A 14,084-nucleotide genomic window follows, 5' to 3' on the forward strand; every position below is an offset into this window, starting at 1 on the left:
CCTCTTTCTTTTTTTAGAAAGAGGCCCCGGAAATCATTCAGCTTTCATTACGATCAGATGAGAACATCCTCCAGCTTGCGCTTCGGAACATAATGAACATCGTTTTCGTCACGGTAATAGGCGACACTCTTGCCCTTCTCCGCTTCCGTCAGCACGATGGTTTCCTCCGGCTTGCCGACGGCAACGATCAGCATCGGAATCATGTGAGCAGGCAGGCCAAGTGCCTCCTTCACCGCATCGGTGGAAAACGCGCCCAAAATGCACCCGCTAAGCCCCATCACCCGGGCGGAGAGCATGATCGTCTGGCAGACGATCCCCACGTCGCGCACAAAGCCCGGGCCTGCCGCAGCGATCTGCGTATCGTGGCAGACCACGACGAACGCGGGCGGACAATGCCCCTCATGCGGCAGGTGAAGCCCTTTGAGCGCACCGGCCCACTTGGTGAGCGACTGCAATTTTGCCACCTCGTCCGGCTCAAATACCAAACGGTAGCGCAGGGGCTGCATATTCATGCTGGACGGCGCATACCGCGCGCAGTCGACGAGCTCTGCGAGCTCCTCACGGCTGACCTTGCGGCTTTCGTCATACCCGCGCGTACTGCGGCTGCTTTTCAGCAGGTCTTTCCATTCCTTGAACTCCATGAATCATTCTCTCCTTTACCGGTTTCTGTTTCGGCCCTCAGGCAAAAAACGGACGGCTGCAAAAAGGCCGTCCGTTTGTTAAAAACACGTTTGGCTGGATCGGGCAACCCGCGATACGGCACCCATAAAATCCGCTTGTTCCGGAAATGGCGTTAGAAGCAGCTTTCCGGCTCCGGACGGAAACCCCGAATCACGCAAAAACAACAACGGCCTGTTTCTGCTTGATGCGCGGCAAAACGGTTTCGAGCACGCGGAAGCTGTGATTGAGATCTTTCTGCTCCAGATAAGCGGTCGCCATATCCTGGCCGATCACAAGATCCATGTTCTTTTCGTCGGAAGCGACCAGCACCGCCTGATCCGCGCCCAAAACCTGAGATTGGTAAAGACGGCCGCCCACAAGCCTGGAAATCCGGTCGGCTTCCAGAAGCCCGGTTCCCGGCTGCAGCCTTTGCAGCTGCATGAAAAGGCGGGGGCTCACCACAAGTGCGTAATCGCCGTAGATACCCTTTTCCGCAAAATAAGCGATCCCGGCGGCGATATCCTCAAAAGCGTTTTCGCCGGCGCTCCAGTCCTTCTTTTTGATCCGATTTGCGCCCGACACGGTCAGAAGGCCTTCATATCCCAGCTTTTCATTCCCCAAAAAGATGAGCTTGTCTTCCTTGATGGCGCATTCCTGCGCCGCCTTGGCCGCTCTGGAAAGATCCAAAGGGAGAGAGGATGCTTCCGCTCGTTCCAGATCCTTCGCAAGCAGGGTAAAATCCGCATAGACCATCGGGATTTCAACAAATTTTCGGCCCCTGGTCGTGATCAGACCATCCGTTTCTGCTTCCTCCACCGCGTCAATGTCGTCGAGAGCGACATCCGCAACGCCGGCGCCAAGCGGCCCGAACACAGAAAGAAATCTTCTTCCGGTCAACATTTTTCTCGCCGACGCTACGACGGTGGCGTCAATTTTTTCCCATAATTCTTCCGGCAACGGGGAAGACTCTCTGGATAAGTAACTCATTGTCAAAACCTCCTTCAGCGATACGTTCAGGATTTATCGAGCAGACTGCCCACGGTTGCAGGCGCAGAAAAGCCGGAACCAGATTTGTCCTCGGGAACGGCGATCCCCAATTCGCTCAGCATTTCGCGAACCTCCGCTTCGCCGGATGCAAACAGCTCCGCTTCCTGAGGATCAAGCGTACGCAGCAGCGTCATCAGCTCGCCGATGTGGGCCTTTTCCTCATCACGGATATCCGCAAGTACTTTTTTGGCGATTTCTATATCGGTTGCCTGAACGTGCGCATCATACAGATAAATTGCTTCCAGCTCGCCCGCGATATCCAAACGGAGCGCCTGAATCAGTTCCTCTTTGTTCAGTTTACGGTCGACATTCCCTTGAAATGGATTTGCAAAAGCCGGCATGTGTATCATCCTCCTATCAGTTTCTGCTGACAAAGCTGTCATCGGTGTTTTTTCAACGAATCACCTGCATTTGGCCGTGATCCATCCGAATGGATTCTGCATAATGAACACTCGGGATTCATTTAAAATTTTGTGTTTTTATTCTAGCACTGAACTTTTTATCTGTCAATCATTGCGGACCTTTCCGACTGATGGCCATAGCGCGATAAATTTCTCATTTAACTGTTGAAAAATTGAAATTTTACGCGGCGCGTGGTATACTGTCAAAGTATTTTCAACATTGTAGTCAATTCAATTAAAAAGTGCGAATCTCTTCCCTCACCACAGACGGGGGAAGAGATTGCCGTGCCTGTATCATACTGTTTTAAAATTCATTTACTATACTGGATAGACGGAGGAACCTGACTTGAGTGACTATCGATCTTTGATTCAAAAGCGGAGAACCTTTGCGATCATCTCGCACCCTGACGCCGGCAAGACAACGCTGACCGAAAAATTCCTGCTGTACGGCGGAGCAATTGCGCTGGCCGGCTCGGTAAAGGGAAAAAAGAACTCCCGGCATGCGGTTTCTGACTGGATGGAAATCGAAAAGCAGAGAGGAATTTCCGTTACCTCCTCCGTTCTGCAGTTTCAATATGAGGGATATTGTATCAATATTCTCGACACCCCCGGGCATCAGGACTTCTCGGAGGATACGTACCGCACGCTGATGGCCGCGGACTCGGCCGTGATGGTGATCGACGCCTCGAAGGGTGTTGAGGCGCAGACGAGAAAGCTGTTCAAGGTCTGCCTGCTGCGCGATATCCCGATCTTTACGTTCATCAACAAGATGGACCGCGAGGCGCGCAACCCCTTTGATCTGCTGGAGGAAATCGAGCAGGAGCTGGGCATCAAAACGTACCCGATGAACTGGCCGATCGGCTGCGGCAAGGAGTTCAAGGGCGTGTACGACAGAAACAGCAACCAGATCATTTCATTCCGCGGCGACAGCGGCAAGCATGAGGCTGAAGCCACCGTATCGGGCCTCGATGACCCCGGCCTGAAGGATTTGATCGGGCCGTACCTGCATGAACAGCTGTGCGACGACATCGAGCTGCTTGACGGCGCGGGCTATGAATTCAATATGGACGCCGTGCGCCACGGGCGTCTCTCCCCCGTATTTTTCGGTTCCGCCCTGACCAACTTCGGCGTGGAGCCGTTTCTGGAGGAATTCCTTCGCATGACGAGCTCGCCGCTGCCGCGCAAAACCACCGACGGCGAGGTAGACCCCTTTGACCCGGATTTCTCCGCCTTTGTGTTTAAAATTCAGGCCAACATGAACAAGGCTCACCGCGACAGAATCGCGTTTATGCGCATCTGCTCCGGTAAATTCGAAAAGAACATGGAAGTCCTGCATCAGCAGGAAGGCAAAAAGATCAAGCTGTCACAGCCCCAGCAGATCATGGCGCAGGAGCGCGAGATCATTGAGGAAGCCTACGCCGGCGACATCATCGGCGTATTCGATCCGGGTATTTTCTCCATCGGCGATACGCTGTGCGCGCCCGGCAAAAAAATCCTGTTTGAGGGCATTCCCACCTTTGCGCCGGAGCATTTTGCCCGCGTGCGCCAAATGGACACTATGAAGCGCAAGCAGTTTGTTAAGGGCATGTCGCAGATTGCGCAGGAAGGCGCTATTCAGATTTTTCAGGAACTCGAGGGCGGCATGGAGGAAGTGATCGTGGGCGTCGTCGGCGTTCTGCAGTTCGATGTGCTGGAATACCGCTTAAACCACGAATACAATGTGGACATCCGACTGGAGTCTCTGCCGTATCAGTATATCCGCTGGATTTCGAACGACGCTGTCGACCCCAAAACGCTGACGGTTACCTCCGACACGAAAAAGATACAGGACCTCAAGGGACATCACCTGCTGCTGTTCACCAGCGAATGGAACATCCGCTGGGCGCTTGAGCGCAACGAAGGACTGGAGCTGACCGATTTCAGCCGCGGATAAGGCTCCTACCGTCTGAAAAGATTCAAATCAACTGCCGGTGATTTTCCGCTTTTCGTGGGGAATCAAAACAGCCGGTTATGAAAAAACACCGCCCCGGTTTTCCCCTGTTTATCAGGGAGAAATCAGAGCGGTGTTTATGCTATGCGGCTTTTTCAGCGGCCTGTGCCAGAGCGGTTGTTCGATTGCGTTTGGTAACCCCCAAAAACAGCAGAAGCAGCGCCGTGGTAACGAGATCGGCCACAGCCTGCGTGTACAGGATTCCTGTTACCGCAAACAGGCGGTCAAACAGGAACAGCAGCGGCAGAAACGCCAGCCCCTGCCGGAAAATGCTGAATACAAAACCCGCCTTGCTGTACCGAATGCAGAGCAGGTACACCGTCGCCATCGACTGAAAGCCATAAGTGAAAAACAGCAGGCTGCCCGCGACCAGCGCCTGAACGCCCACGGAGATCACCTCGGCGTCGTTCGAAAAGGCGGACACGATTCCGCCGGAAAAACCGATCTGTACAATGGCAATCGCGAGACCGCCCAGCATGCCCCACAGATACGCCGTTTTGGTGGCCTGCCGGATGCGGTCGGGCCGGCCCGCGCCATAGCAATAAGAAATAAAGGTCTGGTACCCTCTGGAAAAACCTGTTACCGCCAGTGTTGTCATGCCGATCACCCGGTTGGCGATTCCGAGCCCTGCCACCACCGCGTCACCATACGGCGCAGCGGCGATGTTTGCAGCCGCCATCGAAATGCTTTGGAACAGGTTGATGCACAGAAGCGGCACACCGATTTTCAGAACCGGCTCCAGAATCCACCACTGGAAACGCACCTTGCGGAAGTCGAGCTTTAAATAGCTTTTGCCGCGCAGATAATACTGCGCTAAAATGCAGAACGCGGTGAACTGTGCCACCGCCGCCGAAGCTGCGGCCCCGCGGATTCCCCAACCGAAGCCGAACAGAAAAATCGGCGTGAGCACCACGTTCAGCACCGCGCCGGTCATCTGGGAGATCATACTCAGCGACGCGTTGCCCTCGGCCCGCACCAGATTATTCATACAGACGGAAGGGATGTGGAATAAAAACGAGATCACCAGAATCTGACCGTACTGCACCGCAAGCGGCAGAACCCCGGAAGACGCGCCCATATGAACGAGCAGAACCGGCATCACCGGCAGCAGTAGCTGGGTCATGATGCTAAAGAGAATACAATAAAACGCAGTGGAGGCCAGCACGGTTTCCGCTTTTTCCTTTTCCCCTGCGCCCAAAAGCTCCGCCATGTAGGCCGCTCCGCCGTTGCCGAACAAGAGCCCGATGCCCGGCATAATCAGAATCAGCGGATACACAATGGAGATGGCCCCCATGGCCTGCGTCCCCATTTTTGCAACAAAAAAGCTGACGGCCAGCTGGTAAAAGCCCGTTACGGAAAGCCCGACGATCGTCGGCAACCCCAAATAAGCCAGCGCCTTACTGACCGGCGCGCTCTCCATAATTTCAAGTCTACGATTCATTTCCTACCCTTTCAAACGGCTGATCGTTCAGCGCTGCTGCGCATGGAACACACAGCGGATTCCCCTGGTGCGCGGCAGAGCAAAGCACTGGTTGCAGCTGATGCACCGCGCCCTCTCCCCCGAAAGCAGGCGGGGGATCAGATCGCCCTGGCAAATCAGCGGCCGACTGAGCGAAACCATCGGGATGCCGGCATCGATCACCTTGGCAATATCCTGCAGCGAGCGCACCCCGCCGACCAAAATCAGCGGCATGCTGAGCTGCTGCTGCATCCGCGTCGCCCTTTCCAGATAGTATGTCCGCTCGTTGGCGCTCTTCTTTGTAAAATCGCAGCCCGAAAGCTCTGCGGCGGCAACCCCAAGCGATTCCATCTGCTGCAGATAATACAGCAGGTCCTCTTCATATTGGCGGTCGTTTACCTGAACATTGCTGTTGATCTTTACAAGAATCGGGAAACTCTCGGAGGTAGCACGCCGTACCGCCTCGATGATCTCCGCACAAAAACGGAAGCGGTTTTCAGCGGAACCGCCGTATTCGTCGGTTCTGTTGTTCATCATCGGCGTTAAAAACTCGCCGAGCAGATAATCGTGCGCCATGTGAATCTGCACACCGTCGAACCCTGCCTGATATGCGCGGGAAGCCCCTTCGGCAAAGCACTCGCAGATTTCGTCCATCTCTTCCCTTGTCAGCGCGCGTGCAAGTCGTCCCTTGGAATACACCCGCTCCGACGGGGCCACGGGCTCCTCCACATCCGCGTTGCCGCCCGCGTGGTTCAGCTGCGCTACGATGCAGCCCTCTTCCATGTGAACCACATCTGTCATCCGCCGCATCCCAGGCAGAAAGCGCCCGTCATAGATGCCGTTCTGCGAGGGGGAGGCCTGTCCCTGCGGGTGCACATAGAAATGCCCGGTGATGATCATGCCCACCTCATGCGATGCGAACGTGCGCATGATCTGCAGCTGGCGTTCGCTCACGGTGCCGTCCTCGTTCTCCACGCCGTCGCGCGTAGCGGAACGCACCAGATGATTCCGCAGCTGCAGGTTCCCCAGCCACATGGGTTCAAGCGCTTCGGAGTAGCCCATGCTCTTGGCGATCATTTCATAGGTAGGCAGCTCCACCTGATAGCGCTTGCCCAGGCGAACCACCTCAAACAGAAGCTCGTTGATTTCGGACGGGCCGCCCTTTTGCAGATCTCTCTGCATAGAGGTCGTGCTGTCCGGTGCGGAGTGATCCAGAATCTCGAGATTTTCCTGAACCACATCGGTGGAAAACGGAATTCCCATCGCCTGCGCAAGCTGGCCGATCTCCCCCACCAGGCTGGCAAACACCGCTCTCTTTCTGGGGTTTTCTCGGATCTCGCCCATAGTATTCTGAAAGAACACACCCGCGGCCGCCATGGGAGAAACACAGGAAAACTTCTGAAACGCGTCGCGGATAATATTCGTGGATACGATCACGTCGATCCCGCTCTCGCGCAGGTCGCGTTCAATGTCATAGAAAATATCGGGGCAGCTCGAATCGCGGTTGCCGTACACAACACGGAACAGCGGGCCCTTCTGCGTGATTTCGCCGGGGGCTGAAATGTAGGACACGATGTAAACACAGCCATCCGCCACCGTAAGGCCCGGCATGCGCACCGCCAGTTTTCCGCCGGTGCCGTACACGTTCAAAATCGGTACAATCATGGTATCCGATCGTGCGACGCGGCGGAGGAAGGGACAGACCTCATCCATCGAATACCCTTTGACACATACAAAAATCACATCGGGGCTGTCCTCGTAGCTTTCCATATCGAACGCCTGCGCATTCTCAATGTGCAGCCGTCCGCGCAGCTCAGAATCGACTACCAGCCCGTTCTGACGGATCGCTTCCAGATGACTGCCTCTGGCGATGAACGAAACATCCTTGCCGCTCGCGGCCAGAAATCCGCCGATTGCGCCCCCTGTTCCTCCTGTTCCTACAATCAAGTACTTCATGGAAATCCCTCCGGTGATAAAATGACGCCGGCCCCGAAGAGCCGGATTCTTCAGCGATTTTTCCTTATCATAGCACCTTTTCCGACTCTTTGCAAAGCGCCCCGCACTTACTGGATGGCAACGATTGTCTCTTCCCTGCTGAAGGCGGGAAGAGGCACCTGTTTTTCACTGTTTCGTCGCGGATTAGAACCTGCTATCAGGCAGGGATGCGATTCCAGAAAAAGAACGGGACGGGATAGTCCCGCCCCGCTTTGATCTAAAATCTGATTGCTGTCTTGCACGGAATTACGCTTTGGTATTTCTGGCCGGTGCCGAAGAGGAAGAGCGAAGCTGGAACTGAGACACCAGCGATTTCATCATCTGGGCCTGACTGGAAAGCTCCTCGCTCGCCGCCGCGCTTTCTTCCGCTGTGGCAGAGTTGGTCTGCACCACCGCAGAAATCTGATCCATTACCGTAGTCAGGTGATCTACCGCAGTGGACTGCTCTTCGGTGACCTCCGCAATCTCGCGGTGCTCTCTCTGCGTTTCTGCCATGCTCTTTGTCACGGCCTGCAGGGCATCCAGCGCTTCTCCCACCATTCTGGAGCCTTCTGAGACAGCGTTCAAAGAGTCCGAAATCAAAGCGGAAGTGCTCTTCGCGGATTCCGCGCTCTTCGACGCAAGGCTGCGAACCTCGTCCGCAACAACAGCAAAGCCCTTGCCGGCTTCTCCCGCACGGGAGGCCTCAACAGCGGCGTTCAGCGCCAGAATGTTCGTCTGGAACGCGATATCTTCAATTGCCTTTACAATGTTGCTGATCTGAGAGGAGGTCTGCTCAATGCGCTTCATGGCCTGCACCATGCTCTGCATTTTATCGTTGCACTGACCAACCTCACCCATTGTCTGGGTAGCCCATTCACCGGCCTGAACCGCATTCAGGGCGTTTTCCTTCACCTTGTCGGACAAATGGTGGATCGCCGCGGCCAGCTCCTCAATGGAAGCCGTCTGCTCCGAAGCGCCCTGCGCCAGATTCTGCGCACCGTAAGATACCTGCTCGGATTCATTGGACACCATACCGGCAGATTGATTGATCTGGCTCAAGGTATCGTTCAAAGAAAGTACGATTCTCTCAAAATGGTCGGACAGCGGCTTGAAATCTCCGCGGTATGCATCCTGCGCCTGAGATCTCACATTGAAATTCGAGCGCGAAAGAGCTTCCAGCAGCGAAACGAGATCTGAAATGATGGCGCGCAGATTCGAGACAATCACTTCTGTCGCGTCGGCCAGGCGTCCCGTTTCATCCTTGGTATGTATCTGCGGCACAGGAGACTTCAAGTCGCCCTCCGACAGCGCATATAGGCGATCCGCACAAATGGAAATCGGTTTTGCAATTTTACCCCCAATCCAAAAGGAAACCACAACACCTACCAGACAGTACACCACAGTCAAAATAATGATCCAAAAAATTTCGTCGGCCCCGGATTTGATTACCAAAGTACTGATAGTACCAAAAGATACGCTTAGCAAGACAATAATTGCCAATAGAATTGAGGCGATTCTGAAACGGATGCTTTTCATCATAAACCAGCTCCCTTAACCTGATGTTGTGGGGGAAAACCTCCATATGTAATTCGTTCCGATTATCCTTGATATAGGCTTTCATGCACAAGTCGACAAAAAGGATAGAAAAAAATAGAACTTCATTTAGTAATTTCGTCCCTATTGCGAAAAAATTTAGTGATTTTGAAAAAGAAATAATAAAAACCACTTTAAAAACACAAGATTTTATTTATTGACTCTTTTTTAAGATTTCATTTTTCGCATTACGCCGAATGGCTTGACGAATCGTTCATTTTCCGCTATAATTTCGAAGCAAGTATGCTTTCTAATATCCTGATCAAATATTTCCGGGTGTGGCGCAGCTGGTAGCGCGGGTGGTTTGGGACCATCAGGCCGCAGGTTCGAACCCTGTCACTCGGACCAAAAGAAAAAGACCCTCAAGGGGGTCTTTTTCTTTTGGTATCACGTGGCTGGGGGCGAACCTTAGTGCAGGTGCGGAGAAACGAAACAGGGACGACTTTATATGAAAAAAATGGAGGGACTCGCGGAACGCGGGTTCAGCGCTCCAACACCCGAACCCTGTCACTCGGAGCAATATAAAACGTGTTCATAAGGACAAAAAAAGTTGATGACATGTCAGCCCGTTTTTGTTTACATATATTTCTTTTATGCCTTTCTTTCTTATTGCTCTTCAATCAGTTATAATGTTACTGATATAAATAGAAATTGAATTATCGTTTATGTATATTAGGCGAAGTAAGGGGTAAAAGAATGAACAAGAAAATCGGAATGTATGCTTCCATAATAAATGTATGTGCAGTAATAGCATTTACTTTCTGTATGCTGATAGGAAACGACTTCGGAAGTTACCTTGTTTGTATGTTCATTGCATTTAGCTTTGTTCCAATGATTTGTACTTTTACTTTTTATAGCAGTTTCGAAAAGAAAGTTGCTGGAAATACCGCAATGGTATTTGCAGGAATGTACGCTGTATTTATTTTATTAGTCTATTTTGCGCAAGTGACGACAGTGAGACTTGATAACCTGAATGAACAGGCAATACAAATCCTTTCTTATCCAAAGTTTGGTTTATTTTTTAGTTATGATTTACTTGGCTATGGGTTAATGGCCATATCAACATTTTTCACGGGACTGGCCGTAGAGGTTAAAACAAAGCCAGATAAATGGCTGAAATGGTTGTTGCTAATTCATGGAGTTTTTGCGATTGTCTGCTTTATTTTGCCGATAATAGGTTTATTTCGTACTGGTATGGAAGGTGCTGAATGGATTGGAACCGCAGTATTGGTATTTTGGTGTGTTTATTTTACACCGGTTAGTATTCTATCCTTCCTTCATTTCAAAAATCAATAATAAGAGTGTAAGCATAATGAGAATCTGACAAACTTCAATTCGTCGGTTTGCTTGGCTAATATAGTGATGCAATGTCTGTTTGCCTGATGTCAAGAGCCTTTATTTTATGCGGGTTTCCAAGTTGTTTCTTATGAATACTGGCACCATGGGAATAGCCCCAAAACGAAGATTTCGTTTTGGGGCTATTCCCATTTGTAAACAGTTTCGTTAGCAAACCGATTTTTTTCTGAAATGAGTAAAATGAATATTTTTTTAAAAAATATCTCATATACAGGCCGCAGCCCTCCGCAAAGCAATATCTTTTTTCTTTGGACCGTTTCTTTATCCGGCTTAATAGAATGCTCTCTCGCTGCGCTTTATTTTTGCAGCAGTCGCCACAGGGTGGTACGACTGATGCCCAGGCGTTTGGCGGCGGCGGTATGATTGCCGCCGGTTTCGTCGACCACCCGGATGGCGATGTCCTGACTGATTTCTGTCAGCGTCCGGTTCAGATCCAGAGGAGCAGCGGCATTTTCCTTCTGGGAGGAGAAGGCACCGACGTGCCGCTCCTTCCGCAGCACGCGACGGACGTTGTCGGCGGTGATGATCTGGTTGGCGCTCGTCACCGCCAGCTCCTCAATGACCCGGCGGAACTGGGTGTAGTTATGGGGCCAGTGGTAATTTTGCAGCAGGGACAGAGATTCTGGGTCTGCGCCCAGAATCTGCCGGGGCATGTTGACGTTCATATGGCTCAGGCACAGATTTACCAGAGTGGGAATCTGCTGAGAAATCTGCCGCAGAGGCGTCAGATACAGGGAAAGACAGGAGAGTTTGTCCTGGAACAGAGCACCTACTTTAGAAATATACTCGCCGCTCTGGCAAACACAGGAGAACATCACCCGGTTTCGCCGGCATACATCCATCTCCGTCAGCACGGCGATGAGCTGGTACTGCCGCTCCCGAGACAACACATCCACATTGGCAAAGTAGATAGTGCTTCCCTCATCTGCCAGGGGGGAGTTGTGGTGCTCCATGAGGAAGGCCCAGCTGCGGTCGTTCAGCAGGCTGCAGTTGATGGATACCAGCGGGTTATTCCGCAGAGACCCCCGAATGTAAAGCATGCGGACGATGGATTCCTTGCCCGTACCGTCCTCGCCGGTGAAAATGACCGGGGCGGTGCTTTGATTGATTTGGTCAATTTCCTGCTGAGAACCGTGCAGGTTCCCGGCGAAGCTGAAAATGCTGTTGTAATAAGCCGCCTCTGCCTCGGCCTGACTGGAAAAACGTATCCCCACCTGGTTGGGGGATACGGGCAATTTTCTGGCATCGAAGAAGAAGGCGGTATAGTGCAGAGCGCCACTCCTAATTTGCCGGACACGAATGGAATAGAGCATGCCCCCCAGGGAACGGCTGATCCGCCGATCCCCCTCCTGCAAAGATTGGGACAGCTCCTCGCGCAGCAGTTCCAATAGTTCGGGTTTTAGATCGTCCAGGGTGGACAGAAACAGATTTCCCTGACTGTCAAAGACAACGGTCTGTCCAATCTGTCCTCGGATCAGCTCCCGGAAGAACAGGTTTTCATCCCGCAGGTATTGCTGGCTGTCACACAGCAGCAACGCGTGGTGAAAGGCATTTCGGATACTGTCGATACCGGAGGTGATCAGGAAGGAATTGATCCCCAGCCGCTGGGCGGTGGTGTTGACAATCACGTCGCAGAGAATGGCGTGATACTGTTTCTCCTGAAGACTGCGCAGGGTCGGCTCCACGGCCTCAACGGTATCTACCGTGTAGATATCCATGTCGCATTCCAGCAGATCGCACAGGGACAGCACCTGGTTTCGGATGTTGGCGAAGAAGATCATGGCGGTCTTTTCTTTCAGCCCGTTGGCCAGCTTGATGGCACAGAGAATGTCATACATGGAAATGTCAATCTCAATCACCGGGATGGTCAGGTGCTGCCGCAGCATCTGTGCCGTAGCACCACGGGAGATGACCACATCGTAATCTCCATGAAAGTTGTTCTGAATGATGACAAGACCCTGCTCCAGATCACCGACATAGACGGTCAGATCGATCTGGGGATACTCTTCCACCAGATTGAGCATTTGGATTTTCATTCCCTCGTAGGGCGCAATGCCTAAAACACGAATATGCTTCTTCATGGACGCCTCCATCATGCGTTTCAATTATGGACACATTATATCAAACATACAAAAATGAAGCAATACTTTTCTGTTTGTTTCAAATATAAACGATTATGGGAATTAAAAAAGATTGCGCAGTACACGTTAAATATGTAAAATAAACACAAAAGCAGATCAATAAGGATTTATAATTTTCAAAATAAACAAAAGATGGAATGAAACCTTCTAATCTGTTTCAAAATAAAACGACCGGGAGGTGCATATATGGTAAAGCTTCTGATCATTGCAGATGACTTCACAGGAGCATTTGACACCGGCGTGCAGTTTGCAGCCAAAGGAGCAGCCACAACCGTGGTCACAGATTCGACCTGTGATTTCCGGTCAATTGGAAAAACAGCGGAAGTTTTGGTAATGGTGGCAGAAACCCGACACCTGCAGCCGCAGGAGGCCTATGAGATTGTGTATCACACAGTGCGCAAGGCACTGCAAGCCGGGATTCCTTACATTTATAAAAAGACGGACTCCGCGCTGCGGGGAAACGTAGGCAGTGAACTGACGGCGCTGATGGATGCAGCAGGCGTCGATGCCCTTCCGTTTCTCCCGGCCCTTCCGAAGCTCAACCGGATCACTAAAGCGGGAATTCACTATATCGACGGCGTACCTGTAGCCCAGAGCGTGTTCGGCCAGGATCCCTTTGAACCGGTTTTAGACTCGGAGGTGGCAGAGATTCTTGGACGGCAGACAGCTGTACCGGTGGTGATGCACTCACAGATGGAGACCAATGGGATTTCGAATCCAGGCATCCAGATATTCGATGCGGAAACGGATGCCGATCTGAGGCGCATCGGCAGGCAGCTGGGGCTGGAGCGGCTGCGATTCTGTGCAGGATGCGCCGGATTTGCGGCGGTTCTGGCAGATCTGCTGAATCTGAAGGGGCAGGCTCCGGAACTGCCTGAGCTGGAAAGCACGCTGTTCATATCCTGCGGCAGCGTCAACCCGGTCACCATCCGCCAGATGAAGGCGGCACGGGAACAGGGCTTCCCCCATGTCAATTTGAACCCGGTTCAGAAGCTGGAACGGAGTTGGGTGGACAGTGATTCAGCCGGAGAATGTGTTCGGCAATGGCTGGCACAGGCATCTGCGGAAAAGCGGTTTATTCTGGATGCAAACGATCCGGAAGGGTGTGAGGATACCGAACTCTACGCCCGGGAACAGGGGCTGACGCCGGAACAGGTTCGGGTGCGGATTCCGGAGAACCTGGCAGCTTTGATGAAGCGAATGCTGGATGACGGCCTGAAGGCCACTCTTTTGTGCACCGGCGGTGACACGCTGCTGGCGTTGATGCGAGCGGTCGGCGTTTCGGAGCTGACGCCCATTTGTGAAATGGCAACCGGCGTTGTTTTGACCGAATTTGTTTACAAAGAAAAAACCTACCATATTATTTCAAAATCCGGCGGTTTCGGCGACCAGGATTTATTTGTAACATTGGCAAAAAGGATTTCCCGGAAATCCACAATATATTAACTGGAGGTACATCT

10 protein-coding genes and 1 tRNA gene are annotated in these 14,084 nt (G+C 52.3%); 4 read left to right on the forward strand and 7 right to left on the reverse strand.

Going from position 1 to position 14,084, the window contains the following annotated elements:
- Positions 1-53: 53 nt before the first annotated feature.
- The 3 genes from HMPREF1141_RS06855 to HMPREF1141_RS06865 form a co-directional block, all read right to left on the reverse strand.
- Positions 54-641: a nitroreductase family protein gene (locus HMPREF1141_RS06855; RefSeq protein ID WP_009062590.1), complete on the reverse strand. Its 588-nt coding sequence runs from the start codon at positions 639-641 to the stop codon at positions 54-56.
- Positions 642-831: 190 nt separating this feature from the next.
- Positions 832-1,647 carry a family 1 encapsulin nanocompartment shell protein gene (locus HMPREF1141_RS06860; RefSeq protein ID WP_009062825.1) on the reverse strand — a complete coding sequence of 272 codons (816 nt, stop codon included), beginning with the start codon at positions 1,645-1,647 and terminating at the stop codon, positions 832-834.
- Between the two features lie 26 nt (positions 1,648-1,673).
- On the reverse strand, positions 1,674-2,048 hold the full coding sequence (locus HMPREF1141_RS06865; protein ID WP_009062536.1) for a demethoxyubiquinone hydroxylase family protein: 375 nt from the start codon (positions 2,046-2,048) through the stop codon (positions 1,674-1,676).
- Positions 2,049-2,454: 406 nt separating this feature from the next.
- Here HMPREF1141_RS06865 and HMPREF1141_RS06870 point away from each other — a divergent pair, with 406 nt between their 5' ends.
- Positions 2,455-4,041 carry a peptide chain release factor 3 gene (locus HMPREF1141_RS06870; RefSeq protein WP_009062677.1) on the forward strand — a complete coding sequence of 529 codons (1,587 nt, stop codon included), beginning with the start codon at positions 2,455-2,457 and terminating at the stop codon, positions 4,039-4,041.
- A gap of 139 nt (positions 4,042-4,180) precedes the next feature.
- Here the strand turns inward: HMPREF1141_RS06870 and HMPREF1141_RS06875 are convergent, their stop codons facing one another.
- The 3 genes from HMPREF1141_RS06875 to HMPREF1141_RS06890 all read right to left on the reverse strand — a co-directional run bounded on the left by HMPREF1141_RS06875 (position 4,181) and on the right by HMPREF1141_RS06890 (position 9,073).
- A complete protein-coding gene (locus tag HMPREF1141_RS06875) occupies positions 4,181-5,539 on the reverse strand; it encodes an MATE family efflux transporter (protein WP_009062830.1) in 1,359 nt (452 codons plus the stop codon).
- Between the two features lie 27 nt (positions 5,540-5,566).
- Positions 5,567-7,513: a 2-dehydropantoate 2-reductase gene (locus HMPREF1141_RS16870; protein WP_009062655.1), complete on the reverse strand. Its 1,947-nt coding sequence runs from the start codon at positions 7,511-7,513 to the stop codon at positions 5,567-5,569.
- 285 nt (positions 7,514-7,798) lie between these two features.
- Positions 7,799-9,073, reverse strand: a complete 1,275-nt coding sequence (locus tag HMPREF1141_RS06890; RefSeq protein WP_009062433.1) for a HAMP domain-containing methyl-accepting chemotaxis protein — start codon at positions 9,071-9,073, stop codon at positions 7,799-7,801.
- A gap of 326 nt (positions 9,074-9,399) precedes the next feature.
- On the opposite strand from HMPREF1141_RS06890, the gene HMPREF1141_RS06895 reads away from it, so the two are divergent.
- Positions 9,400-9,475: transfer RNA gene (locus HMPREF1141_RS06895), tRNA-Pro, on the forward strand.
- Positions 9,476-9,823: 348 nt separating this feature from the next.
- Positions 9,824-10,423, forward strand: a complete 600-nt coding sequence (locus HMPREF1141_RS06900; RefSeq protein WP_035316702.1) for a hypothetical protein — start codon at positions 9,824-9,826, stop codon at positions 10,421-10,423.
- 356 nt (positions 10,424-10,779) lie between these two features.
- On the opposite strand, the gene HMPREF1141_RS06905 is transcribed toward HMPREF1141_RS06900, so the two are convergent.
- The gene (locus HMPREF1141_RS06905) at positions 10,780-12,564 is read right to left on the reverse strand and encodes a PrpR N-terminal domain-containing protein (RefSeq protein WP_009062613.1); all 1,785 of its coding nucleotides are present in this window, start codon (positions 12,562-12,564) and stop codon (positions 10,780-10,782) included.
- A gap of 246 nt (positions 12,565-12,810) precedes the next feature.
- On the opposite strand from HMPREF1141_RS06905, the gene HMPREF1141_RS06910 reads away from it, so the two are divergent.
- On the forward strand, positions 12,811-14,070 hold the full coding sequence (locus HMPREF1141_RS06910; protein ID WP_009062814.1) for a four-carbon acid sugar kinase family protein: 1,260 nt from the start codon (positions 12,811-12,813) through the stop codon (positions 14,068-14,070).
- Positions 14,071-14,084: the final 14 nt, after the last annotated feature.

The sequence above is a fragment of the Clostridium sp. MSTE9 genome, from assembly GCF_000277625.1.
GTDB classification, from domain to species: Bacteria; Bacillota; Clostridia; order Oscillospirales; family Acutalibacteraceae; genus Faecalispora; species Faecalispora jeddahensis.

Coding starts and splice junctions, on each gene's coding strand:
- HMPREF1141_RS06855 (WP_009062590.1), bottom strand. CDS start 641: ATGGAGTTCAAGGAATGGAAAGACCTGCTGAAAAGCAGCCGCAGTACG.
- HMPREF1141_RS06860 (WP_009062825.1), bottom strand. CDS start 1,647: ATGAGTTACTTATCCAGAGAGTCTTCCCCGTTGCCGGAAGAATTATGG.
- HMPREF1141_RS06865 (WP_009062536.1), bottom strand. CDS start 2,048: ATGCCGGCTTTTGCAAATCCATTTCAAGGGAATGTCGACCGTAAACTG.
- HMPREF1141_RS06875 (WP_009062830.1), bottom strand. CDS start 5,539: ATGAATCGTAGACTTGAAATTATGGAGAGCGCGCCGGTCAGTAAGGCG.
- HMPREF1141_RS16870 (WP_009062655.1), bottom strand. CDS start 7,513: ATGAAGTACTTGATTGTAGGAACAGGAGGAACAGGGGGCGCAATCGGC.
- HMPREF1141_RS06890 (WP_009062433.1), bottom strand. CDS start 9,073: ATGATGAAAAGCATCCGTTTCAGAATCGCCTCAATTCTATTGGCAATT.
- HMPREF1141_RS06900 (WP_035316702.1), top strand. CDS start 9,824: ATGAACAAGAAAATCGGAATGTATGCTTCCATAATAAATGTATGTGCA.
- HMPREF1141_RS06905 (WP_009062613.1), bottom strand. CDS start 12,564: ATGAAGAAGCATATTCGTGTTTTAGGCATTGCGCCCTACGAGGGAATG.
- HMPREF1141_RS06910 (WP_009062814.1), top strand. CDS start 12,811: ATGGTAAAGCTTCTGATCATTGCAGATGACTTCACAGGAGCATTTGAC.